Origin of the sequence: Kitasatospora sp. NPDC058478, assembly GCF_042720345.1 — a bacterium.
Classification (GTDB): Bacteria; Actinomycetota; Actinomycetes; order Streptomycetales; family Streptomycetaceae; genus Kitasatospora.
Genome location: NZ_JBHXML010000014.1, coordinates 44,697 through 66,614, shown reverse-complemented (window position 1 = coordinate 66,614; position 21,918 = coordinate 44,697). Strand labels below are relative to the sequence as shown.

The window sequence follows — 21,918 nt, the reverse complement described above, 5'->3', positions numbered from 1 at the left end:
CCTTGATCGTTTGACGTCACCAGTTGACGTCAGCTGGTGGGGATCAAGATCCCATCTGCGGGTGGATCCTCGTCCTCGCCGCCCTTGGCGGAGTTGGTGTGCGGCGTGCGGAGCGCGTGGTCGAGAGGTCTATGGCGTCGCGCTGGAAGCGGCATCGAACGTGGGCGTGGACGGTGGCGGTGACGCCGATGTGGGCGTGGCCGAGGAGGTCCTTGATGACGACGAGTTCGACGCCCTGGTCCAGGAGGAGGGTCACGGTCGAGTGCCGCAAGTCGTGAAACCGGATCGACCACAGGCATGGGCAGCGGAACAGGGCGTTGAAGTGGCAGCTCAGGATGGCGGGTTCGATGGGGTGCCCGTCCAGGCGGGTGAAGACGTAGCCGTTATCCGCCCGCCCTGGACCAACCTGCTACTTCTCGCGGAGCTGCCGGTCACGGTGCGCGCGGAGCGAGGTGACGCAGGCGGCAAGGAGGGCGATGTGGCGCTCCGAGCTGACCGTCTTGGTCGGCAGCCGGTGCGGATGCGCTGGAGGGTTCGCCAGATGCTGGCGGTGCCGGCGTTGAGGTCGAGGTCTTCCCAGCGCAGACCGAGAAGTTCGCCCTTGCGGAGCCCGGTGCGAAGAACGAACTCAAACAGGACCCGGAAGCGGTGGCCCTGCGCGGCGGTGAGGAACGTACGAGCCTCGTCGGCGGTGAGCGGGTTGAAGCGGCACGGCCGGGGCGTCCCAGTGCGTACGTTGCGGGCGACGTTGCGCGGGATCTTCTTCCCTGACGGCGTGCTCCAGGACAGACTTGAGCACGGAATGGATGTAGGCGAGGGTCAGCGGGGAGAGGCGCTTGCCGCAGCACGTGCCGGTGGTGCAGCAGCGGGGCTGGTCGCGGGCGGAATCGCGGCCGCAGGTGCAGCACTGCCAAGTAATGCCGAGCTGGCCCCGCGAGATGGGTGCAATCCAGGGCCACGGTCCAGCAGTCGGCTCGGGCGGGGTGTCGTCGGACGGCGGGGGGACATCACACTGCCGTATGGGTTGTCCTCGAACCGTAGATCGGTGATCCCGGGCGGAGTTCAGGGTTCGCGTGTCTGTGGTGCCTGGGAAGAACCGTAAGCCGGTGCATGGAGTCGACGGCGTGGCCGGTGTGGGCTCCGATGCGCCGCAGGGCGGGCAGGGCCGGTGGGCCCACCGGGGCGGTCAACTCTGCGCAAAGGTGGGCGATTTGCGCAAGGGCGGGCGGGTGGAGGTGGGGGTGTCCGGGCGGGGGGCGTGGGCGGCGTGGCGGGTGCGACCTGGGGTGGAGGGGGTTAGGTCGTGGGCAGGACGCGGTGGGGGTGGGGGCGGGCCTAGCGTGGCGGTATGTCGACAACTTCTCGGTGGCGGAGTGCTGTTCTGCTCGCCGTGCCCATTGCCGTCCTGCTTTCGTTGGCCGGTCCGCAGGCCGCGCTGGCGGCTTCCCCGACGGTCGGAACGCTCTCGTTGAGTGCGGCGACGGAGGTGCCGCAGGTACCGCAGGTACCGCAGGTGCCCGCGCCGACGACGCGACGGACGATCGGTGCCGCGTCGGTGCACCTGGTGGACAAGACGCGGCACGACCCCTGGCGGGCGGACGCCGCCAGTCGCGAGCTGATGGCCACCCTCTGGTACCCGGCGCAGCCCGCGCGCGGGGAGCACGGGGAGCAACTGCCGTACGTCTCCCCCGAGGTGTCGTCCGCGCTGTTCGGCACCCCGGCTGTCAGCGAGGTGCGGACGGGTGTGAAGGCCCGTACGGTGCCCGCGCCCGGGCGGCACCCCGTGGTGGTGCTCTCCCCCGGTTACGGCTTCAGCCGCACCTCGCTCACCGCCCTCGCCGAGGACCTCGCGGCCCGGGGCTACGTGGTGGCCGCGCTGGACCACACCTACGAGACGGTCGTGCAGTTCCCCGACGGGCGGGTGGAGACCTGCCTGATCTGCGATCACGTGGACGACCAGCGGGCGGCCGAGGTCACCCGCAGTCGGGCGAAGGACATCAGCTTCCTGATCGACCGCCTGACCGCGCCCGGCCCCGGGCTCGTCCGCGGGTTGCAGGTCGACCGCTCCCGGATCGGCGCGGCCGGCCACTCGATCGGCGGCGCGAGCGCCGTCGAGGCGATGAGCGAGGACCGGCGGATCCGCGCCGCCGCCAACCTGGACGGCGACTTCTTCGCCCCGCTGCCCGCCGACGGCCTCGCCCGCCCGGTGCTGCTGCTCGGCGCCCAACGGCACGCCGGCAGGCCCGCGACGGCCAACTGGGACGAGACCTGGCAGCACCTGACCGGCTGGAAGCGCTGGCTGGACCTGCCGGAGGCCGGCCACCTGTCGTTCTGCGACATGCACTGGCTGGTGGACTCCCTCGGCGTCCGCGACCAGTTGCCGCCCGACACCACCCCGGAGCAGTACGGCACCATCAAGGGCGACCGCGCCCTCGCCGCCACCCGGGCGTACCTCGGCGCGTTCTTCGACCGGCACCTGCTCAACCGCCCGAGCCGACTGCTGGACGGCCCCTCGGCGGCCTTCCCGGAGGTCCGCTTCGCCAAGTAGCAGGTGGCGATCGGCGAGCAGAGAGCGGCAGGTAAGGAGTGGCGAGTGGGCCGCCGACCGGACGGCGGCGGCCCGGGGCGCCCGATCAGGTGATTCGGCCGCCGCAGGGCTGTGACCTGCGGCGGATCGGGGCAGTCCTCCGGCGCAGCCGCCATCCGCGGCGGCTCCCCGGGCACTCTGGAGTGACGACATGCGACGGATCAGCAAGGCGCTCGGCGCGGTGGCCATGGCCGCGGCGGTGGCAGTGGCGGTGCCCGGTTCGGCCCAGGCGGCCACCGGTCAGCTGCGGGTCGGGTTCAAGACCTACAACAACCCCTCGGGCTGCTACCAGAGCGACATCTGGCCCCTCATCGTCGAGAACCTCACCGACAAGCCCGCCGACGTCCACGATCGGCCGGGCTGCGAGGGGCCCGTCATCGGTGTGGTGAACCCGGGCGAGACCAAGACGTTCGAGTTCGGCGCGAGCGTGAGAATCGCCTGACCCTCCGGACGGCGAAGAGGCCGGTCGATCCGACGTGATGTCGGGGCGGCCGGCCTCTTCGGTTCGCTGCCGTCGCCAGGGCGCGCAACGGGGTGACGTGTTCATGCGAATGGGTCGATACGCAGGTGGACTGCAAGGGAACTGTCTGCGGAGCCCCATCCCCACCAAGGAGGTTTCCTCGTGAAACGACTGCTCTTCGTCGCCGGCATGGCCACCGCCGTCCTGAGCCTGACCGGTGTCGGCGCCGCCGGTGCGGCCGACGGGAGCGCGCACGGCGTCCCCAGCAAGCGGGTCGGTGAAGTGATCCGGTGCGATGAGGTAGACGCCGACGGGCCGAGCGTGATGGGCCGCTCCTGCGACAGCACCACCTGGGGGCCGCTGAGCGACTTCGTCGTCATGGACCGGACGTCACGCGCCGGGTACGAGTGTCAGAGCGGCTGGGCCGAGGGCTCGCTGTGGGTGAACGGGCAGGGCTGTCGTCCCATCCCCGCCTGATCGGCGGTCGGCTCCGGGCCCCCGCGTGGGCGGCACCCCACCGCCCACTGAAGAACCGGAACGGCCGGTCGACTGTCGAGTCGACCGGCCGTCCGTGCGCGGCGAACCGGCACAATCCCAGACGAAGGAAACCGTCGCCCACCTGAACCGACTGCCACGGTGAGCTCCCTGCGACAGGAGCGCCGGATCAGCCGGCCAGGGTGTCCTTCAGCCAGGGGGCGATCACGGCCATCGCCTCGCCGAAGCGCGAGATGGCGCAGTGGCCGGTGTCCGGGATCAGTTCGACCCGGGTGTCCCGGCGACCCTTGAACACCAGGGTGTCGTCCAGTGGGACGTGGACGTCCTCGGTGCCATTGACCACCAGCATCGGCCCGTTGGCGTCCTGGTCCAGCAGCGGGCGCAGGTCGAACGCCGCGAAGGCGTTCTCCAGCTCGGCCCCACTCGGCGCGGCGTCGAAGCCCAGGGCGTTGCCGACGATGCCGTCCATGCCGAAGGCGAAGCCGCGACCGGGAGCGAAGGAGCGCTCCACCGGGCCGCCGAGCACCACGGAGGCGTCCACCGACCCCGTCAGTCCGGTCCGGGCGGAGTAGTAGCCGCCCATCGAGATGCCGAAGTGCCCGACCTTTCCGTTGCCGGCCGCGCGGGCGAAGGAGACCAGTCCGGCGATCACCTCGGCCCCGCCGTCCGGGGTCATCGGCAGGTGGGCGGTCTCGCCGGTGCCGGGGAGGTCGAACAGCAGCAGCCGCGCCGGCAGGGTGAACGCGAGCTGCTCCCACATGCCGTGCAGGTCGGTCTTCCAGGAGTCCACGCCGCCGCTGGCCAGCACGACCGGCGCGTCGGCGGGCAGGCCCGGGGCGGCCATCAGGTGGATCGGCAGGGTGGCGTCGCCGCCGCGGTACGGGACGGTGAGCGTGCGGCGCTCGAACTCCACCGGGAAGCCGGGGGCCGCGAGGACGTACTGCTCGACCTGGCGGGCGAGTGCGGTTCGCTTCGGCTCGTCGGCGAGCGAGGGGAACTTGGCCCAGCCGTACGCCTGCGCGGCCGGACGGTGGCGCCCGGCCTCGGCGTGCCGGGCGGCGAGGGCGGACCACTCGTGCACCCAGCTGCCGGGCCGGTCGGGCCACATCTCGGTGACGGCGGCGCGGACGGCGTCCACCTCGTCGGCGGGGAGGCCGAGGGTCATCTGCGGGTAACGCTCGACGAACAGGTCCTGCGGGTCCAGGGGCCAGGTGAAGGACATAGTGGTGCCTCCTGCTGCACTTAAAGCCGGGACGCTTGCATTAGCGACTATTCGCCCGAGCAGCACCTAATGCAAGCGGTCTTGCGTTAATGTGGTGGCCGAGGTGATCAACACATGACCGACGAAGAGCCGGAGCCAGCGCAGAAGCCGGCGCAGGAGCCAGCGCCGGAGCCGATCCGCCGCCGCCCGGGCGGCCGTGCCGCGCGCGTCCGCCAGGCCGTCCTGACGGCCGCCACGGAGCTGCTGGCCGAGGAGGGCATCGACCGGCTCAGCATCGCCGGGGTCGCGGCCCGCGCAGGGGTCAACGAGACTACGGTGTACCGGCGTTGGGGAAGTCGGGAGAAGCTCGTACTGGACGCCATGCTCACCGGCAGCAACGAAGGCATCCCCGTCCCCGACACCGGAGCCGTCCGCACCGACCTGGCCGCCTTCGCCCGCGCGCTGGCCGAGTACCTCGCCACCCCGACCGGCCGTTCCGTCGCCCGGGCGGCCGCACTCAGCTCCGACGACCCCGACCTCGCCGAGGCCTGGCAGACCTTCTGGCAGTCCCGCCTCGACCAGGCCGGCGTCATCGTCAGCCGGGCCGTCGAACGCGGGGAACTTCCGACGGGCACCGACACGGCCCTGGCCCTGGAACTGCTCTGCGCCCCGCTCCAGACCCGCTGCCTGCTCGGCCACCGCCCGATCGAGCCGGATCTGCCGGAGCGCCTGACGGACATGGTGCTGAACGGCCTGCGAGGGACGGCCTGAAAGGGAGGAGCCAGGGAACCGCCCCGCGGCGTCACCGGGGTCCGCGGTCGACCGCCGGTCGGCACGGCCAGGGCGAGGTGGGGTCAGCGAGGAGTCTCCGTTGCTGCGGGAGGCATCAGGCAGGGGGTTCTGACCCTGAAGGCCAGAAGCCCTCCGCTCGTGGTCTCGACGGTGATCAGGTACCGGCTCGATGCCTGGGATGCGTCGAGGACTGTGTCCACCTTGCCGTTGGCGCTCTCCCGGTAGCCGTCGATCTTGAAGCCCTGCTGTTCGAGCATCGTGCGGACCTTGCGGACGGCCTCAGGATGCTGTTCGAGCGGGGTGGAGCTGTAGACCGCGTACGACAGCTTGTACCGGCCGTCCTCCCGGACCTCGTCGTTCCTGCCGACACAGTCGCTGAAGAGCGGCTCGACGCTGCCGGGGTCGAGGGCTGCTCCGGCGGTCTGCGCCGTGTCCTCGGTCATGTGCTTGGCCCAGTCCTGGGCGTCCTGGCGGGCCTTGACGGGGAGAGGATCGTTGGGGCCTGGCGTGGACGCGCATCCTCCGAGGATCAGTGACAGGCAGGGCGCCAGCGCGGCAGCGCCCAGACGTCGGGCTCCGACACGGCGTGCGGCCACCGACCAACCCGTCAGCTGGCTGACAGCCGTGTGACTGGCAGTAGCGACTGCCTGACAAGGCTTCGCGAAGTCCTCGCCGATGGCCCGCGCCACACCTGCGGACTTGTACATCTCGCCCGGGTCAACCTTGAGATCGCCCACTGGCTCACCCCTCCCGACAACCTTCGGTCAGCAAGAAACCTATTTCGGTGATCAGCCGGTCTCTATCCGCATAGATACTCATCCGAAATCAGATGATTGGTCCTGTTCTGGCAAAACGAGGCCTTTGCGTCGCTTCTGTGGCTGCGCCGGCCTACGTCGTCCGCACCCAGTTCCGGCGCGTGCCGGCGCCGTGGACCGGTGCGATCTGGCGGCCGTCGGCGACCAACCGCCACGCCGCCGCCCAACCCGACGGCGCAAAACCAAGCTCTCGACATCCGGCCCCCACCGGCCGTCTCGAACAAGCGGCCTGAACAAACACGGGGACGGTCACTGGGCCCACAAGCGCCGAGACGGCGTCTCCGGACAACAGAACGGCCGGTCGACTGTTGAGTCGACCGGCCGTTCACATGTGCGCGAGGGGGGAGTTGAACCCCCACGCCCTTTCGGGCACTGGAACCTGAATCCAGCGCGTCTGCCTATTCCGCCACCCGCGCATCTGGGTGATGTGGAATAGCTTAGCCCATCCGCGGGGGTGCTCCGAACCAGGTGGGAGGGTCAGGAGGCGAGCTGCTCGATGATCCAGTCGACCAGCACGCGGGAGACGTGGCTGTGCTCGGTGTTGGCGTCGTCGAACTTCACGGCGTCCAGGTGGCCGGCCTCCAGGGCGGCGTCGGTGATCGCGGCGGCCGGGTCGACGTCCCACTTCACCGGGTCGAAGTCCAGCGCCACCGCGCTGACGGCCGGCACGAAGGTGCCGCTGCGGTAGTCCTCGGAGATCTTCGCCTTGAGCGCGTCCGCGACCTTGCCGAAGGAGTCCAGGGTGCCGCCGGGCACGGCGTCCAGCGCCGGGACGTCGCTGGTGGTGCTGCGGCGCACGGCCAGGCCGAGGTGCATACCGCCGATCCGCTGCTTGTCACCCTTGTTCGGCTGGAAGCGGGCCGTGGCGCTGGCGATCAGCGCCTGCCAGTCGAAGGCCACCTCGCCCGCCGGCAACGGGAGACCGGCCCCGTCGCGGCGGCCGTTGGAGACGCCGAGCTTGCGCGGGATCTGCGGGAAGTTGCCGACCTGGTCGAGGTCGGCGAGGAACTCCTTGCGCAGGTCGCTGGAGGTGGCCACCGGGCCGGAGTACTTGGCGTTCTCGACCCACGCCCAGAGCAGCTGCTGAGCAGCGGGACTGCGGATCAGTTCGGCCTGCTTGACGCCGTCCGGCCCGGCCGGGGTGTAGTCCTCGAAGAAGTACGCCATCTGCTGGAGGATCAGCGGGATCCAGGCGCCGTTGTGCGGGGAGTCGAAGGAGAGGTACGTCGCCGTCTCGTGGTCCACGGTCGCGGACTCCAGCTTGGCGAGCGCGTAGCGGGTGACGATGCCGCCCATGCTCACCCCGCCGACGGTCAGCCGCTCGTCGCCCTTGCGCTCCGCGACGGCCCGGAGGATGGCCGCGATCGCGACCTCGGCGTTGGCCTGGATGTGGGTGTGGCGCTCGGTGAAGCCGACCAGCACGATGTCGTAACCCCGGCTGAGCAGTTGGTCGAAGAGGCCCGGCCCGCCGTCGGCGGCGGTGCTGAAGTAGGCGAAGAGGCCGGGGAGGTCGCTCGGGCCGTAGTTGAAGCCGTCCGCGAAGACGAAGGGCTTCCGCAGGCCGAACTTCGGGTTGGCGTAGTAGACCGCCGCCTGCCCCGTCGCCACCTGCCCCTTGTACGGCGAACCGGTCAGCTCCCACGTCACGTCGGCATCGCGGCCGGCCCGCTCACCCGACAGCGCGTTGGTGAACCAGACGCCGGGCGAGATCGACTTGGCGATCTCCGCCAACTCGGCCTTGCTGGGCTCGGGCTGGCCCTCCTTGAGAGCCGTCAGAGCTACGTCGATACGGGCTTCTTGTGCCATGGGAGTACCGCCTCGGTCGATGCGAGCAGGTCATGTGCGCACAGTGATCGACCGTAGGGGTTCAGTTACTCGCGGCACCACCGACGCACCGGAACTGATCGAAATCGTTCGGGTGTGGCGGGGGATGACCGGTTAGAGCAGGAGCTCGCCGGCCCGGACAGCGGCGATGAAGGAGTCCCAGGAGGCGGCGGGGAAGACGAGGGCCGGGCCGTCGGGGTCCTTGGAGTCACGGACCGGGACGGCGTCGGGAAGGAACCCGGGGGCCACCTCGATGCAGTTGCCACCGTTGTCGCCGCTGTAGCTGCTCTTGCGCCAGGCGAGGGCCACCTCGACGCAATCGCCTCCATTGCTGCCGCTATAGCTGCTCTTACGCCAGGTCACCATCGCCAGCTCCTCGGAGGTCTTACGCCGGGAAGTCCTCCTCGCGGACTGCCCGCACGAGGCTTCCCAGGCGGCCTCAGGGAAAACAAGAGCCGGGCCGTACGGGTCCTTGGAGTCGCGCACCGGGACGGCGTCGGGAAGGAACCCGGGAGCCACCTCGATGCAGTTGCCACCATTGGTGCCGCTGTAGCTGCTCTTGCGCCAGGTCAACACAGCTGCCTCCTTGGAGACTTACGCCGGAAAGTCGCCCTCACGGACGGCCGACACGAAGGCTTCCCAGGCGGCCGCAGGGAAAACAAGGGCCGGCCCGTGCGGGTCCTTGGAGTCACGCACCGGGATGGCGCCGGGAAGGAATCCGGGGGCTGCCTCGATGCAGTTGCCGCCGTCGTCGTGGCTGTAGCTGCTCTTCTTCCAGACGGCTGCGGCGAGCTCGTTGCTCATCATCCTTGAATCCCTCCAGGGCCTCGGCGATCAGCCGAAGCGAGTCGCTCTCTGACAGGCATTCACCACGGAGCTGGTCATAGCGACGCTGATGCCTGGCCACGGCCTCCGAATCACCGCTCAGATGCCCCCGATCGAGGCTCTCCGAGTACACCAAGCGCTGTCCGTCCGGCAGCTCCAACAACACCATAGCGGTCTTGATGCGAGCCCGACGATTCGTGAACGGCGCCACATGAAGGACGACGTTGGGGAGCTGAGCGACCTTCAGCAGGTGCTCCATCTGGCGCCTCATCACGCCGGGCCCACCCACGACAGTACGGATGGTGCTCTCATCGAGGATGACGAGCAACAACGGCCCGTCGGGTGCGAGAAAGCGGCCCTGTCGACCGAGTCGAGCCCTGGTTCGCTCCTCGATCTCCTCCGGGTTGCCCGCCGCAACGCCATTGGCGAAGAGCGCATGCGCGTACTGCTGGCACTGCAACAGGCCGTACATCACGCCGTCCTGGTACGCCCGCATCCCGACGGAGATGGCCTCCACATCCACGTACTCCTGGAACCAATCCGGATGCTCGATCGAGGCGTTCCAGTCGACCCGCCCGTACAGCCGCGTCAGCAGGTCGCCAGTGTTCAACAGCCTTTCGATCTCCTCGACTTCCTCGACCGACGGCTTCCGCTTCCCGCCCTCGGTCCGCGAGATCACCGTCCGGTCGCAGTGCAGGAGCTTGCTCAGCTCCTCCTGCGTGTAGCCCGCCGACTCACGCGCGTAGCGAACCTCCGCGCCGAACATGATCGCGGAGCTCGCCGTCGTTCCCCGCTTGACCTTCCGCTGTGTCATCGCTGCCCCCACTTGTGCGTCACACGTCCCACACGCCGATTTGGCGTCACCGTACCTCCGCAGCCCCGACCATTGACACCGGAACGCAATCATTTGCATGCACAGCGTGATTGCGCACTACCTTCGCGCTCCCCCATCCGCCCCCTTGAGGTGCCCCGCCATGCTCAAAATCCGTACCGCCCACCGCCCCCGCCCGTTCGCGGCCCGCCTGGAATCCCGCACCGAATCCACCTCCATCGCAAGGCAGTTGCTCCGCGCCTACCTCGCCGCACTCCCCACCGGCGACCGCTACCGCGACACCGCCGAACTCCTCCTCGGCGAACTCTTCGCCAACGCCGTCCAGCACACCGCCGACGCCCCCACCGACTGCCTCATCGAAGTCCACTTCGCCCTCGCCAACGACCGCCTCCGGCTCGAAGTCCACGACGCCGGCACCGGCCGCCCCTCCCTCCACACCCCCACACCCGACGACGAACACGGACGCGGCGTCCTCCTCGTCAACGAACTCGCCGAGAAGTGGGGCTGCTGCCCCCGCGCCGGCGGCGTCGGCAAGTTCGTCTGGGCCCTGTGCGCCCCCGCACCCGCCCCCACGCCCGCCACCTTCCTCACTGTCTGAACAAGGTGCCCACCATGCGACTCCCCTTGACCGCCCGCCACCTGTTCGACACCGGCTCCACCCCCGCCGACACCTACGCCACCCTCGCCCGCCACACCCGCGAACCCCTCCGATCCGCCCGCGCCGTCTGCACCGCCCTCGGCATCCCCGCCGCCGAAACCCAACGCCGCCTCAACGACTGCTACGACGCCCTCCTCGCCACACCCCGCCCCGGCACCGAGAACGACACCGGCGAACTCCTCGAAGCCCTCGGCGTCTTCGACATCCCCAAAACCCCCGACGACCGCGACCTCGCCATCATCGAACTCCTCACCACCGCCATCGACGCCCACGGCAGCATCCGCGCCGGCCACCAACACGGCCTCACCCGCTGGTTCACCACCGGCAACCTCACCACCGCCTACCTCTCCCTCACCACCACCCACCCCCACCCCACCACCGGCAACCCCACCCACTACTGGACCACCCTCACCACCGCCGGCGAACTCCTCACCACCACCACCCCCGACCCCCGCATCACGCACGCCCTCACCCACTGCCGCACCCAAGCCCAAGCCGCACATTCGTGACGAGTGGGCTATGGCTTCACGTCCCACCGCCCCAACTCGTCCGAGACGCCCCATCGGAGAGATCCGACAGGCCGCCGCAGCCCAACTCGCTTGCGCCCCGGCAGACATCCCGCCAATGTCCACCCGCCGACCGCCCAATGAGCATCTTCCAGCCTGAAATGGCCGGCCGCCCGGGTACGTATCTCGTTCACCAGGGTCAGGGCCTGCCACCAGGGCCGCAGTGGCCTGATTCTGCCTAGATGAATGATGCCAAGGGCTCGCTGGCGCGCATGACATGAAGCGAGGGAGTCCAGAGATCGGCATCGCGCCCCGGCTCAGTGATGCCGAGCTGGTCACCCTCCCCGTGATGCAGGCCCTTCTCGGCTTCACCTCCGAGCGCCGGTGGATCCGCCACGCCGATGCCCACCTGCGTCATCCCTTCCCGTACCTGCTCGGGCAGTCGGGCTACAACCGGCGGTTGCGCAAGGCCGCCGACCTGATCGCACAGGTCAACCGGCTGCTGGCGACCGACACTTCGCTGTGGACCGACACCGTGTGGGTCGTCGACTCCACACTGGTGGAGTGCGGGCGCTCCCGCGAGACGGCCAAGCGCTCCGACCTGGCCGGATGGGCCGAGTACGGCTACTGCGCCAGCCACTCCCGGTTCTTCTGAGGCCTGCGCCTGCACCTGGTGTGCACCCTGCACGGGCTGCCCGTCGCCTTCGCGCGGCGGTGGCGCGCGCGGGGACTGCTGGCCGAGTTCCACGACCGGATGGGGGGCATGGTCCGCGAGGACGCCGGCCGCGACCCGGAGCCGACCGCCGCGGTGATCGACGCGCGGTGCCTGCGCGCGGCGGCCACGGTGCCGGCGTCCTCACGCGGATACGACGGCGCGAAGAAGGTCCCCGGGCGCAGGTGACGGTGGGCTCGGCGTTCGGTTAGTCCGCGGCGACGCGGGTGCAGCGCGGCTCGACCGGGCGGCCGGTCATGCCGGCGCTGCTGTGCGGCGCCGGTGGCACATGGTGGTGCCGGGCGACCGCCACAACGGACGCCACCATGCCAACGGCCAGCAGGGCCACGGCCGTCAGGGTCGCACCGTCGGGGTGGACGAGCGACTGGCCGCGCAGCGCTTGCCAGGTCAGGACCGCCAGCACGCCCGCGTAGGTCCCGGTCGCCACCAGGACCAGGCGCAGGCGCGTCCGCTCGTCGGCCAACCGCGGGAACCTGCGGGACAGTGTGATCAGCAGCCAGGCGAAGAGCGGGATGGCCTGCAGCGCGTGCATGCCGACGAAGTGGGGGATGCGCAGGTCGCCGCCGGTGCTGCTCCAGCCGGTGATGGCGATGCCGGGCGAGTCGTCGGCGACGCCGACGCTGTGTGCCCCCACGATGCCCACGGCGGCCCCGCTGCGCATGGCACCGAGTTGGGCAGGGGTCGGGCTGGTCATGAGGAAGCCGAATGCCATGCCCACCAGTGCGAGGAGCAGGCCGAGCCGGACGGACCAGGTGGCCGCGCGGTCCCCGGTCCGCTCGCGGAACAACCTGGCCGCGATGCCGAGGTTGGCCAGCCACAAGGTGACGATCGAGGCGGCCATCGCGAACCAGAGGCCGGCGTCCAGCGGTGTGGCGACGTTGAAGTGGCTCTGCCTGCCGCGGAGCACCTGGCCAACGACGACCACCATCTCGATCACGTTGGCGGCGGCAATCGTCGTCCCGAGCCACCAGACCCAGCGGGGGGCCGTGCGGCCCAGGGACAGCATCCACGCGAGGGTCACCGAATAGATCGCGATGGAGAGGGAGAACTTGAAGGGCTTCAGCCAGATCGGCTCCCCGACCAGGATCCGGTCGTCGACCGCGAGGCCGACGGCGGATGCCAGGGCGAGGGCCGCCATGGCAGCGGCGAGCAGTACCAGCGGGCGGTGCCAGAGGCGGATCGTCATCATTTCCTCGGAGAGTGGACTGCACGGCGTTGCTCTACGCCACGCTGTGCTCGGAGTTGATTCACTGAACGCGGCTTCGGCCCGCTCCTGACTCCGCCGCAGGGTCTGCACAGCCCGACAGCCGATGCCGCGCACGTGGCGCTACCGGCTGAGCCGCGCCCGCCACCACTCGACGGTTGCCCCCAGCGCCTCGTCGATCGGGGTCGACACCTCGCCGAAGGTCGCGGTGTACGCCTGGGAGTCGAGCACGAACGGCCGGTCGAACTGGTACTGCACCTCCCGCAGTTCCCCGAGCATGGGGTTGACCAGGCCGACCAGGTGGAGTGGCCACCAAGGAATCCGGCCGACCCTGGCCGGCGGCAGACCCGCCAGCCGGCACAGGTGCCGGACCGCCTCCCGGGTCGACAGCGGCGGGGCGGTGGGAACGTGCCAGGCGCGTCCCCACGCCCGCTCGTCGGTACCAAGCCGTACGAGCGCACGGGCGATGTCGGGGACATAGGTGAAGCTGTGCGGTGCGTCCGGGTTGCCGATCAGCCTGACTGCACGGCCGGCCAGGAGCGCGGGCATCATCCGCTGGGCGAGGTGGCCGGCCTCGGTGACGCCGGGCCCGAAGAAGTCCGAGGCGCGCGCCTCCGCGACGCGGATCCGGCCGGCCTGGTGCCGGGCCAACGCGTCGCGCCACATGCCGATGCGGACCCGGGCCTTGGTGCCGGTGCCTGCGAGCGGCAGGTCCTCCGTGATGGGGGCGTCGACGGGGCCGTAGCCGTACAGGTTGCCCATCGTCACCAGCACCGAGCCGGCGGCCTCCGCCGCGTCGAGGAGGGCGTTCGAGATCGGCGGCCAGTCGGTGGGCCACCGGTGGTACAGCGGGCTCGCGCAGTTGTAGATCACCTCGGCGCCCTTGGTGGCTTGCCGGAGTGACGCCGTGTCAGTGACGTCGAGCGCCGTACTCCCGTCGCCGCCGGAGCGACTCAGGACGACGACCTCGTGCCCCTGTTCGTCGAGCAGTCGCGCCGTGGTGGCGCCGACGGGGCCCTTGCCGATGACGATGTGCCGTGCCATGCAGGTCCTCCTGGAGAATTGAGAGAGCAGTGCTCTCTTCGTTGAGGAGTGTTCGCGCAGCGGCGGGGAGAAGTCAAGAGCAGTGCTCTCTCTTGTGTGCACTGCTCTCGAATGAGAGGATGGACGGCATGACGGCATCGCAGACCGCGCGGCAGCTGGCCCGCGCCGAGCTCACTCGCGCGATCAAGGAAGCCGCCACTCGCCAGCTCGCCGAGACCGGGGCGGCCGCACTGTCGCTCCGCGCGGTGGCGCGTGACCTGGGCCTGGCCTCCTCGGCGCTGTACCGCTACTTCCCCAGCCGGGACGCACTGCTCACCGCGCTGATCATCGACGCGTTCAACGCGGTCGGAGCGGCCGCGGAGTCAGGGGCGGCGTCCGCCGCTCCCGCCGATCCGGGCGTCCGGTGGCTTGCCGCATGCCGGGCGGTCCGCCAGTGGGCCCTGGCCCACCCGCACGAGTTCGCCCTGGTCTACGGCTCGCCCGTCCCCGGCTACCAGGCCCCCACCGACACGGTCGACCCCGCCACCCGGGTCACCCGCCTGATGGCCGGTCTCGTCGTCGAGGCACACGCCTCGGGCCTCCTGCGACCCCCCACGCAGCCGCTCCCCGGGCCGAGGCTCGTCGCCCAGCAGGTGCTCGACAGCGCGGGAGGGGCACCGGCCGAACCGTACGCGGACCTGGTGGAACGGTCGCTCACCCTGTGGATCTCCCTGATCGGCACGATCAGCTTCGAGCTGTTCGGTCACCTGAACGAGGTGATCACGGACTACCCCGCGTACTTCGACGCCGCCATGACCGTTGCCGCCGAGGCAATCGGGCTCGATGTCCTGTCGCCTCCTGCGTGACACCCCACTACCAGCGGCCTGGTCCGGCACCCGCGGTGGACACCGGCATGGCCCATCACGAGGACGGCGGGCAACAGGGCCTGCGGCGGGCGCGCTCCTCGCGGACCGCGCCCGCCCCACTGGCGCAAGCCCCACCGGCCGGGTACCGGTGGGGCCCGAGCGCCGAGCGGGAATTCACTCGTTCGCGGGCATGTCGCGGCGGTCTACTGGTGAACCAACAACCTTTTTTCGCCGATCAGTTGGGGGAATTCCGTGTTCCGCAGCAGCGAGCCGCGCAAGTTCCACATCCCCACCGACCGTGAGACCGCCGAGGAGTGGGGCGGGCGGATCGCCGTCCTGCGCGACGTGCCGCCCGAGTGGTTCGTCCTCCTCGGGCGGATGGGCAGCGACGGCTACCTCTGCCACGTCGATCTGAACTACCACCTGGACCGCGAGCTCGTCGCGATCGTCCAGACCTCCCGGCCCGTCCCCGACGGTTTCCGGGTGAAGTCCCTGACCACCCCCGGATCGCAGCTCTTCAACTTCCTCGGCAACTCCGGCCGCATCGACCCGCGCCACCACCTGGGCCCGCTCGACCCCGAATCCATCAGCGCCGGCGAGATCCACCTGGACGGCGATCCCGTCCCCGTCGAGATCCACCACAGCCACGGCTGCCGCAGCGCCCTGCTCCCCCGCCTCCCCGGCCAGGAGGGCTACGCGATCGTCACCGCACCCGACGAACACTGGGCGTCCGTCCTCGATCTGGCCCTTCAGCCCCCGTCAGCATTCTGACGCTGCCTCAAAACATCATCCCAAGGTGGGGTTTGGCTCAATGAAACCCTCCTTCCGTGCCGAGAAGCGAACGGGGTGGCGGCGCTGAGGGCTGCCACCCCGCCGACTTCTCGGCGCCCCGAGGGATCACGCGGGCGGGATCGGGCCGAGGTAGGTGCCGCCGGAGGCGTCGATGGTCTGGCCGGTCACCCAGCGGCCCTGCGGGCCCGCCAGGAAGCCCACCACGTCCGCGACGTCCTCCGGCTGGCCGATCCGGCCGAGTGCGGTGATCGATTCGAGCCCGGCCATCGCCTCGGGGACGCCCGTCCACTGGGACGTCATGTCGGTCAGGATCACCCCGGGGTTGACGGTGTTCACGGTGATCCCGCGCCGGCCGAGCTCGTTGGCGAGCGGTGCGGCAAGGGCCACCAGCGCCGTCTTGCTGACGGTGTAGCCGATCTGGACCGGGGAGCCGATCCGGGCGGCCGCCGAGGCCACGTTGACGATCCGCCCGCCGTCCCGCAGCAGCGGAATCGCCCGCTGGATCACGAAGATCGGCGTGCGCACGTTGATCGCCATCAACCGGTCGAACTCCTCCTCCGTGAGCTGCCCGATCGACCCTGCCAGGTGGATGCCCGCGTTGTTGACCAGGATGTCCAGGCCGGCCCCGCCGCCCCCACCGACCTCGCCGTCCCCACCCTGCTCGCCGTGCTCCGCCAGCCCGGCGGCGAGGCCCTCGAACAGCTGGTCCAGCGCACCACTCTCGCCGAACCGGGCCCGCACCGCGAACGCCCGGCCGCCGGCCTTGGCGATCAGCTCCACGGTCTCCGCGGCGGCCGCCTCGTTGCCGCCGTAGTGGACCGCGACCAGTGCCCCGTCGGCGGCGAGCCGCTGCGCCACCGCCCGCCCGATCCCGCGCGAGCCGCCCGTCACCAGCGCCGTCCTGCCGTCCAGTTCGCCCACGATCGCCTCTTCCCTCGCGCCGCCCCCGGTCGGATCCGGGGCCGGTCTCCCGCCGTCACGACCCGAGGCCGGACAACCCCTCATGTATGCCCGGGGCCGGAGAGCTGATGCCGCCAGGCCGCACGACCACCCGCACGACCAACCACTCGACCACCCGCTCAGGCCTGGAACAGCGGCTCGTAGGCGCCGCCCTCCTCGGCGTTGAGCAGCACGTACGCGGGCCCGAGCCCGAGCGCGACCTCCCGCAGCCGGGCCAACGCCGCAGCCGCGCCCGGGACTTCGAGGCCGAGCGCGGCGGCGGCCGCGTCCCGCTCCGCGTACAGGCCGGGCTCGTCCTCCAGGTACTCCTCGGCGGCCTCCGCGCTCTCCTCCACCGTCAGCCGCGGGCAGTCCCGCCACCACGGCACCGCCAGCAGCAGCCGGACCAGCTCCGGCAGCCCGACGGCCAGCACCGCCGCGCCGCCCTCCGAGTCGGCGTACAGGACGGGACGCTCCTCGCCGCCCTCCCCGCACAGGAAGAAGGTGCCGCCCGCGCCGTCCTTGGCCACCGGCTCCAGGGCCTCCCCGGAGGCGAGCACCACCTCCTCGACGTGCGGGTAGTGGTCGAGGCTGAGGTCGCCCGGCCAGGCCAGGTAGTCGAGGGCGGCGGGGTTGGCGCGGATCGCGTCGAGCAGCGGGATCGTCGGCATGGCCGCCAGCCTAGGACGCCCTGGTGACACCCACCCCGCCACCCGTCGTCTCCGACTCGCCCCGGGTGGGGAGTTGATCTCTACGGCGCAGCCGTTGTTGGGTGGCTCCTGTTGCTCTGACCCCCAGCGGCGAAGGAATGTGACACGGTGGACGAGAAATTACCTCCGGACGAGCGGGCCGCACTGTTCGAGGCGCAGCGGCCCCGGCTGCGGGCCGTGGCGTACCGGATGCTCGGCTCGGTGAGCGAGGCCGAGGAAGCCGTCCACGAGGCCTGGCTGCGCTACGACCGCACCGACACCTCCGACGTGCAGAACCTCCCCGGCTGGCTGACCACGGTGGTCTCGCGGGTCTGCCTCAACCTGCTGCGCGGCCGGGAGCTGCGCCGCGAGGAGCCGCCGGAGGCCGAGGCGGGTGAGCCGGGCCCGGCGCGCATCCCGGACCCGCTGCTGCGGCGCGAGGGGGTGACCGACCCCGGGCAGGAGGTGCTGCTCGGGGACTCGGTGGGCCTGGCGCTGATGGTGGTGCTGGAGTCGCTGGCCCCGGCCGAGCGGATCGCCTTCGTGCTGCACGACCTGTTCGCGGTGCCGTTCGCCGAGACCGCCCCGCTGATCGAGCGGACGGCGGCCGCGACCCGCCAGCTGGCCGACCGGGCCCGCCGCCGGGTTCAGGACCAGGCGCCGGCGCCCGACCCGGACGCGGGCCGTCAGCGGGCCGCCGTGGACGCCTTCTTCGCGGCCGCCCGCGCCGGCGACCTGGGCGCGCTGGTGGCCGTGCTCGCCCCGGGCGTGGTGCTGCGCTCGGACGGCGGCGCGGTGCGGGCCCGGCACCCGGTGGTGCTGACGGGCGCGGCCGCGGTGGCCGACCAGCCGGTGCTGTGGGGCGGGCTGTCGCCGTTCGCCCGCCCGGCGCTGGTCAACGGCGCCGCGGGCGCGGTGGCGATCGGCGAGGGCGGCCGACCGCTGTCGGTCATGGCGTTCACCGTGGTGGACGGCGCGATCGCGGCGATCGAGGTGCTCACCGATCCGGAGCGGCTGGCGGCGCTGGACCTCTCGGCGTTCCGCGACTGAACCTGGCGGACGAGGTTCCGCGACTGAACGCGGCGGGCGAGGTTCCACGGCTGAACGCGGCGGGCGAGAGGGAGGCCGGCCGCCCTCTCACCCGCCCGCGCCGGTCGGCGCCGCACGTCCTCGGGACGCGCCGTCACCAGCCCTGCGCGACGACCCAGTCGGCGAGGTGGCGGGCGCACGCGTCGACCGACTCGCGCCAGGTGTGGCTCGCGCCCTCGCCGGCCTCGTCGCTGACGTGCTTGACCAGGCGCACCGGCACCCCGAAGCGGTGGGCGACGGCGGCGACGGCGTAGCCCTCCATGTCGACCAGGTCGGCGTGCTCGGCGAGCCGGTCGCGGGCCGCCGGGTCGGAGACGAAGAGGTCGCCGGTGGCCAGCACCGGCCCGTCGCCCTTGCCGACCACCAGCGGGGCGCCGTAGCTACGGCCGGTGAGCGCCAGCAGGGCCGGGGTGTCGAGGTCGTGCTGGATGACCTGGACGACGTGGTGGGTGCCCTCCCAACCGGGGCGCAGCGCGCCGGCCGTGCCGAGGTTGATCACCTCGGACGGCTTCTCGCCCTGGGCGAGGACGGTGGCCAGCGCGGCGGTGGCGTTGATCTTCCCTATTCCGGTGAGCAGGACGGGCAGCCGGTCGTCGAGGTGGGCGGCTTCCTCGCGCACGGCGACGACGAGCAGCGGGCGGTCGGGCGTGATCGTTCCAAGCAGGCGCATGCTGCCCATCGTACGGAGGGTGTCCGCCGAAACCAGGTGCACCGACCGCGCCGGGAACGGTGGCGTCACGGCGGGATCGCCCCCCGCAGCCGGCCCCGGGGTCCGGCCTCGACTACCTGCGCACCGACGCCGCGATCGGACCGGGGTCAGTCCTCGACTCGCCGCGTGCCGCCGCCGCAACCGGACCTCGCCGCTCCGGCCTGTCGGAGGAACCGCATAGGGTGCATCCCGCGTCGGACGGTTCACCACCGGCCGCCGGGCAGCGGGGCCCCGGGGGCGTGCGGGAGGCGTGCGCGGCGCGTGCAGGGCAAGCTCAAGATCGGCGCAATTCGGGTGTGGCCAGGGGGAGTCACGGCCATACTGCTGGCATCGGCCGGGCCCCGGACAGCGGGCCCGACCCCTGGGGAGGATGAGGCGGGTGGCAACACCAGTAGGTAACGGCGCACCGGGCGCCGTGGTCCCGGCGTCCAGACCCGGCGCCGTGCCGGCCCGGCGGCCGTCGGCCGGGCCCGCGCCGCGCGGCCTGTCCGGCCTGCGGGCCCGGCTGGCGAACGCCACCCGGACGGCGCCGGGCCGGCTGCGGCTGGCCGGGGCTGTGCTCGCGGTGCTGACGGTGGCCTTCGGCGCGCTGACCGCCTGGCAGTTGGAGACCAAGGCGGAGGCCGCCAACCGGGTGGTCCAGCACAGCCAGCCGCTGAGCAAGGACGCGGCCGACATCCACCGCCTGCTGGCCCGCGCCGACACCACCGCGGCCACCGGTTTCCTGCTCGCCGGGGCGGAGACGAAGGCCGTCCGCGGCGACTACGAGGGCGATCTGGCCGCGGCCACCGACCTGATCACCAAGGCCGCCGCGCAGACCACCGTCGGCTCCCCCGCCTACCAGAAGCTCACCGAGCTGAACAAGCAACTCCCCGTCTACGCCGGCCTGGTGGAGACCGCGCGGGCGAACAACCGGCTGGGCCTGCCGCTCGGCGGCGCCTACCTGCGGTACGCCTCCGAGCAGATGCAGGGCACCCTGCTGCCGCGCGCCGCCGAGCTGACCGCCATCGAGAACGACGAGCTGGACAAGGACTACGCCGAGGCGAAGTCCAGCCCGTGGGCCGCGTACGGCCTGGGGGTGCTCACCCTCGGCGCGCTGGTCTGGGTGCAGCTGACGCTGTTCCGCCGCACCAACCGGGTGTTCAACCCCGGCCTGCTCGGGGCCACCGCCGCCGTCCTGGCCGGGGCGCTCTGGCTGGCCGTCACCGGCCTGACCACCAACGCCGCGCTCCAGCAGAGCTGGAAGCAGGGCGCGCAGCCGCTGCGGGCGCTCAACACCGCCCGGGTGCAGGTGCTTTCCGCCCGGCTGGCGGAGAACCTGAACCTCGTCGCCCGCGGCTCCACCACCGCGTACGCGGACCAGTGGACGACGATCACCCAGCAGCTCGCCGGGGGCGAGCCGGCGAACGTCCCGATGGAGCAGCACTCCGGCTCGCTGCGCCAGGCCCTCGACCTGGCCCCCGCGGACGCCCGGCAGCAGATCGGCGAGGCCGACCGGCAGTACGAGACGTGGCGCACCCGGCACGACGCGGCGCACACCCTGGAGACCCAGCAGGCCGACTACCAGGGCGCGCTGCAGGCGACCGTGACGGCGGACCCGGCCGCCGAGGCGAACACCGCGGACGGCGCCTTCAAGGCCACCGACCGGGCGCTCGACCAGGCCGCCACCACCGAGCAGGACCACTTCGAGCGCTCCGCCAAGGGCACCGAGGGCGACCTCCGGCTCGCCGCCCTCGCGGCCGCGCTGCTCGGCGTGGCGGCCGCGGCCGCCGCGCTGCGCGGCCTGGGCCGCCGCCTGGCCGAGTACCGGTAGAGGGGGGAACGGACACATGCGCAGGAGAACCGCAGGCACCAGGCCGGCCGCCGCGCTGGCGCTGCTGGCCGCCGGTGCGGCCGTGCTCGGCGGGGGCGGGCCGTCCGGCGCCGTACCCGCGGCCGCCACGGGCGCACCGCAGGCCGTCCGGTCGACCGGGCAGGAACAGGCCGGGCAGGAAGAGGCCGAGTCCTGCGACCTGACCAGCACCGTGCCGCCGAGCACCGTGGACGGCACGGCGGTGAAGGCCATCAAGGCCAAGGGCACCCTGATCATCGGCGTGGACCAGAACAGCTACCGCTGGGGCGCCCGCAACCCGAACACCGGTGAGCTCGAAGGCTTCGACATCGACCTCGCGAGGGCGATCGGCGCGGCCGTCATGGGCGACCCGGCCAAGGTGGTGCTCAAGCCGGTGTCGACCGCCGGCCGGGCCGACGCCCTCACGGGCAACCAGGTCGACCTGATCGTCCGCACCATGACGATCAGCTGCGCCAACCTGAAGAAGGTCGCGTTCTCCCGGTCGTACTTCAACATCAAGCAGCGGGTCCTGGTGCCCCGGTCGTCCACGGCCAAGAACCTCGACGAGGCGATCGGCGGCAAGACGGTCTGCGCCGCGGACGGCTCGGTCGCCAAGGACGTGCTGAACGCGAAGAAGAGCGCCAAGCAGCTCGTCCTGGTGACCAACCAGCTCGACTGCCTGGTCCGCATGCAGCTCGGCAAGGTCGACGCCACCATGACCGACGACGAACTGGCGGTCGGCCAGGCCGCGCAGGACCAGACGGTGAAGGTGGTGGACGGCTTCGAACAGCCGGAGACGATCGGTGTCGCGATGCGCCAGAACAGCACCGACCTCACCGCCCGGGTCAACCAGGTGATCTCCGACTACTACGCGGACAAGGACAAGGGCTGGCAGAAGTCGTTCGAGCGGTGGGTCCAGCCCTACCTGCCCGAGAACTCCAAGGACCCCGGCCTGTACTGGCCGGCCCGCTGACGCACCGGGCGGCGCACGGGCGTCAGCAGGCCGTTGACGCGGTCTTGACGCCCACCGCCCGCTCCGCCCGAACGG

23 protein-coding genes, 1 tRNA gene and 2 pseudogenes are annotated in these 21,918 nt (G+C 71.5%); 13 read left to right on the top strand and 13 right to left on the bottom strand.

The features are described from left to right. Window positions 1-43 precede the first annotated feature (43 nt). Window positions 44-925: pseudogene (locus tag ACFWPT_RS10680) on the bottom strand (tyrosine-type recombinase/integrase); the annotation flags it as partial. A gap of 543 nt (window positions 926-1,468) precedes the next feature. Here ACFWPT_RS10680 and ACFWPT_RS10675 point away from each other — a divergent pair. The 3 genes from ACFWPT_RS10675 (at window position 1,469) to ACFWPT_RS10665 (ending at window position 3,524) form a co-directional block, all read left to right on the top strand. Then, window positions 1,469-2,548 (top strand): alpha/beta hydrolase family protein, encoded by a 1,080-nt coding sequence (locus ACFWPT_RS10675; protein ID WP_380481046.1) that lies wholly within the window; start codon window positions 1,469-1,471, stop codon window positions 2,546-2,548. A gap of 190 nt (window positions 2,549-2,738) precedes the next feature. Then, window positions 2,739-3,029: a hypothetical protein gene (locus tag ACFWPT_RS10670; RefSeq protein ID WP_371519152.1), complete on the top strand. Its 291-nt coding sequence runs from the start codon at window positions 2,739-2,741 to the stop codon at window positions 3,027-3,029. Window positions 3,030-3,209: 180 nt separating this feature from the next. Further along, entirely contained in the window at window positions 3,210-3,524 is a 315-nt protein-coding gene (locus tag ACFWPT_RS10665) for a hypothetical protein (protein ID WP_380481043.1), read from the top strand. Window positions 3,525-3,711: 187 nt separating this feature from the next. Here ACFWPT_RS10665 and ACFWPT_RS10660 read toward each other — a convergent pair whose 3' ends face one another. After that, window positions 3,712-4,764 (bottom strand): alpha/beta hydrolase, encoded by a 1,053-nt coding sequence (locus ACFWPT_RS10660; protein ID WP_380481041.1) that lies wholly within the window; start codon window positions 4,762-4,764, stop codon window positions 3,712-3,714. Between the two features lie 114 nt (window positions 4,765-4,878). Here ACFWPT_RS10660 and ACFWPT_RS10655 point away from each other — a divergent pair, with 114 nt between their 5' ends. Continuing rightward, the gene (locus ACFWPT_RS10655; protein WP_380481038.1) at window positions 4,879-5,514 is read left to right on the top strand and encodes a TetR/AcrR family transcriptional regulator; all 636 of its coding nucleotides are present in this window, start codon (window positions 4,879-4,881) and stop codon (window positions 5,512-5,514) included. Window positions 5,515-5,597: 83 nt separating this feature from the next. Here the strand turns inward: ACFWPT_RS10655 and ACFWPT_RS10650 are convergent, their stop codons facing one another. The 6 genes from ACFWPT_RS10650 to ACFWPT_RS10625 all read right to left on the bottom strand — a co-directional run bounded on the left by ACFWPT_RS10650 (window position 5,598) and on the right by ACFWPT_RS10625 (window position 9,813). Then, window positions 5,598-6,272, bottom strand: a complete 675-nt coding sequence (locus ACFWPT_RS10650; protein WP_380481035.1) for a hypothetical protein — start codon at window positions 6,270-6,272, stop codon at window positions 5,598-5,600. A gap of 410 nt (window positions 6,273-6,682) precedes the next feature. Then, a tRNA-Leu gene (locus tag ACFWPT_RS10645) sits at window positions 6,683-6,766 on the bottom strand. 61 nt (window positions 6,767-6,827) lie between these two features. Next, window positions 6,828-8,156: an esterase/lipase family protein gene (locus ACFWPT_RS10640; RefSeq protein WP_380481033.1), complete on the bottom strand. Its 1,329-nt coding sequence runs from the start codon at window positions 8,154-8,156 to the stop codon at window positions 6,828-6,830. Window positions 8,157-8,288: 132 nt separating this feature from the next. Further along, the gene (locus ACFWPT_RS10635; RefSeq protein WP_380481122.1) at window positions 8,289-8,540 is read right to left on the bottom strand and encodes a DUF397 domain-containing protein; all 252 of its coding nucleotides are present in this window, start codon (window positions 8,538-8,540) and stop codon (window positions 8,289-8,291) included. A 228-nt stretch (window positions 8,541-8,768) separates the two neighbouring features. Continuing rightward, on the bottom strand, window positions 8,769-8,909 hold the full coding sequence (locus tag ACFWPT_RS10630; protein ID WP_380481120.1) for a DUF397 domain-containing protein: 141 nt from the start codon (window positions 8,907-8,909) through the stop codon (window positions 8,769-8,771). Beyond that, window positions 8,863-9,813 carry a Scr1 family TA system antitoxin-like transcriptional regulator gene (locus ACFWPT_RS10625; protein WP_380481031.1) on the bottom strand — a complete coding sequence of 317 codons (951 nt, stop codon included), beginning with the start codon at window positions 9,811-9,813 and terminating at the stop codon, window positions 8,863-8,865. Before ACFWPT_RS10625 ends, ACFWPT_RS10630 begins: the two co-directional genes overlap by 47 nt. A gap of 160 nt (window positions 9,814-9,973) precedes the next feature. Between ACFWPT_RS10625 and ACFWPT_RS10620 the strand changes: the two genes are divergently transcribed. The 4 genes and pseudogenes from ACFWPT_RS10620 to ACFWPT_RS10605 all read left to right on the top strand — a co-directional run bounded on the left by ACFWPT_RS10620 (window position 9,974) and on the right by ACFWPT_RS10605 (window position 11,896). Beyond that, a complete protein-coding gene (locus tag ACFWPT_RS10620; protein ID WP_380380141.1) occupies window positions 9,974-10,429 on the top strand; it encodes an ATP-binding protein in 456 nt (151 codons plus the stop codon). A gap of 14 nt (window positions 10,430-10,443) precedes the next feature. Further along, the gene (locus ACFWPT_RS10615) at window positions 10,444-10,998 is read left to right on the top strand and encodes a hypothetical protein (protein WP_380481028.1); all 555 of its coding nucleotides are present in this window, start codon (window positions 10,444-10,446) and stop codon (window positions 10,996-10,998) included. Window positions 10,999-11,272: 274 nt separating this feature from the next. Further along, window positions 11,273-11,647: pseudogene (locus tag ACFWPT_RS10610) on the top strand (IS982 family transposase); the annotation flags it as partial. Between the two features lie 21 nt (window positions 11,648-11,668). After that, complete coding sequence (locus ACFWPT_RS10605) at window positions 11,669-11,896, top strand: hypothetical protein (RefSeq protein ID WP_380379971.1); 228 nt, start codon at window positions 11,669-11,671, stop codon at window positions 11,894-11,896. A gap of 19 nt (window positions 11,897-11,915) precedes the next feature. Here ACFWPT_RS10605 and ACFWPT_RS10600 read toward each other — a convergent pair whose 3' ends face one another. Next, window positions 11,916-12,914 (bottom strand): hypothetical protein, encoded by a 999-nt coding sequence (locus ACFWPT_RS10600; protein ID WP_380481025.1) that lies wholly within the window; start codon window positions 12,912-12,914, stop codon window positions 11,916-11,918. Between the two features lie 141 nt (window positions 12,915-13,055). Continuing rightward, a complete protein-coding gene (locus ACFWPT_RS10595; RefSeq protein ID WP_380481023.1) occupies window positions 13,056-13,976 on the bottom strand; it encodes an NAD-dependent epimerase/dehydratase family protein in 921 nt (306 codons plus the stop codon). Window positions 13,977-14,104: 128 nt separating this feature from the next. On the opposite strand from ACFWPT_RS10595, the gene ACFWPT_RS10590 reads away from it, so the two are divergent. Then, window positions 14,105-14,821, top strand: coding sequence for a TetR/AcrR family transcriptional regulator (locus ACFWPT_RS10590; RefSeq protein WP_380481021.1), 717 nt, complete (start codon window positions 14,105-14,107; stop codon window positions 14,819-14,821). Between the two features lie 252 nt (window positions 14,822-15,073). Beyond that, window positions 15,074-15,592 (top strand): hypothetical protein, encoded by a 519-nt coding sequence (locus ACFWPT_RS10585; protein ID WP_380481018.1) that lies wholly within the window; start codon window positions 15,074-15,076, stop codon window positions 15,590-15,592. A gap of 126 nt (window positions 15,593-15,718) precedes the next feature. Here the strand turns inward: ACFWPT_RS10585 and ACFWPT_RS10580 are convergent, their stop codons facing one another. Both ACFWPT_RS10580 and ACFWPT_RS10575 read right to left on the bottom strand, forming a co-directional pair. Continuing rightward, window positions 15,719-16,534: an SDR family NAD(P)-dependent oxidoreductase gene (locus tag ACFWPT_RS10580; RefSeq protein WP_380481014.1), complete on the bottom strand. Its 816-nt coding sequence runs from the start codon at window positions 16,532-16,534 to the stop codon at window positions 15,719-15,721. 158 nt (window positions 16,535-16,692) lie between these two features. Continuing rightward, window positions 16,693-17,223: a hypothetical protein gene (locus ACFWPT_RS10575; RefSeq protein WP_380481011.1), complete on the bottom strand. Its 531-nt coding sequence runs from the start codon at window positions 17,221-17,223 to the stop codon at window positions 16,693-16,695. A gap of 147 nt (window positions 17,224-17,370) precedes the next feature. On the opposite strand from ACFWPT_RS10575, the gene ACFWPT_RS10570 reads away from it, so the two are divergent. After that, entirely contained in the window at window positions 17,371-18,291 is a 921-nt protein-coding gene (locus tag ACFWPT_RS10570) for a sigma factor (protein WP_380481008.1), read from the top strand. A gap of 133 nt (window positions 18,292-18,424) precedes the next feature. On the opposite strand, the gene ACFWPT_RS10565 is transcribed toward ACFWPT_RS10570, so the two are convergent. Beyond that, a complete protein-coding gene (locus ACFWPT_RS10565) occupies window positions 18,425-19,000 on the bottom strand; it encodes a nucleosidase (RefSeq protein WP_244293463.1) in 576 nt (191 codons plus the stop codon). Between the two features lie 418 nt (window positions 19,001-19,418). Between ACFWPT_RS10565 and ACFWPT_RS10560 the strand changes: the two genes are divergently transcribed. Then, window positions 19,419-20,852 carry a hypothetical protein gene (locus ACFWPT_RS10560; protein WP_380481006.1) on the top strand — a complete coding sequence of 478 codons (1,434 nt, stop codon included), beginning with the start codon at window positions 19,419-19,421 and terminating at the stop codon, window positions 20,850-20,852. A 16-nt stretch (window positions 20,853-20,868) separates the two neighbouring features. Further along, window positions 20,869-21,843 (top strand): transporter substrate-binding domain-containing protein, encoded by a 975-nt coding sequence (locus ACFWPT_RS10555; protein ID WP_380481004.1) that lies wholly within the window; start codon window positions 20,869-20,871, stop codon window positions 21,841-21,843. The last annotated feature ends 75 nt before the right edge of the window (window positions 21,844-21,918 follow it).

Bases quoted from the DNA above. Each gene is read 5' to 3' on its own strand.
- ACFWPT_RS10670 (WP_371519152.1), top strand. From the start codon at position 2,739: ATGCGACGGATCAGCAAGGCGCTCGGCGCGGTGGCCATGGCCGCGGCG.
- ACFWPT_RS10660 (WP_380481041.1), bottom strand. From the start codon at position 4,764: ATGTCCTTCACCTGGCCCCTGGACCCGCAGGACCTGTTCGTCGAGCGT.
- ACFWPT_RS10655 (WP_380481038.1), top strand. From the start codon at position 4,879: ATGACCGACGAAGAGCCGGAGCCAGCGCAGAAGCCGGCGCAGGAGCCA.
- ACFWPT_RS10640 (WP_380481033.1), bottom strand. From the start codon at position 8,156: ATGGCACAAGAAGCCCGTATCGACGTAGCTCTGACGGCTCTCAAGGAG.
- ACFWPT_RS10635 (WP_380481122.1), bottom strand. From the start codon at position 8,540: ATGGTGACCTGGCGTAAGAGCAGCTATAGCGGCAGCAATGGAGGCGAT.
- ACFWPT_RS10625 (WP_380481031.1), bottom strand. From the start codon at position 9,813: ATGACACAGCGGAAGGTCAAGCGGGGAACGACGGCGAGCTCCGCGATC.
- ACFWPT_RS10620 (WP_380380141.1), top strand. From the start codon at position 9,974: ATGCTCAAAATCCGTACCGCCCACCGCCCCCGCCCGTTCGCGGCCCGC.
- ACFWPT_RS10615 (WP_380481028.1), top strand. From the start codon at position 10,444: ATGCGACTCCCCTTGACCGCCCGCCACCTGTTCGACACCGGCTCCACC.
- ACFWPT_RS10600 (WP_380481025.1), bottom strand. From the start codon at position 12,914: ATGACGATCCGCCTCTGGCACCGCCCGCTGGTACTGCTCGCCGCTGCC.
- ACFWPT_RS10595 (WP_380481023.1), bottom strand. From the start codon at position 13,976: ATGGCACGGCACATCGTCATCGGCAAGGGCCCCGTCGGCGCCACCACG.
- ACFWPT_RS10590 (WP_380481021.1), top strand. From the start codon at position 14,105: ATGACGGCATCGCAGACCGCGCGGCAGCTGGCCCGCGCCGAGCTCACT.
- ACFWPT_RS10575 (WP_380481011.1), bottom strand. From the start codon at position 17,223: ATGCCGACGATCCCGCTGCTCGACGCGATCCGCGCCAACCCCGCCGCC.
- ACFWPT_RS10565 (WP_244293463.1), bottom strand. From the start codon at position 19,000: ATGCGCCTGCTTGGAACGATCACGCCCGACCGCCCGCTGCTCGTCGTC.
- ACFWPT_RS10555 (WP_380481004.1), top strand. From the start codon at position 20,869: ATGCGCAGGAGAACCGCAGGCACCAGGCCGGCCGCCGCGCTGGCGCTG.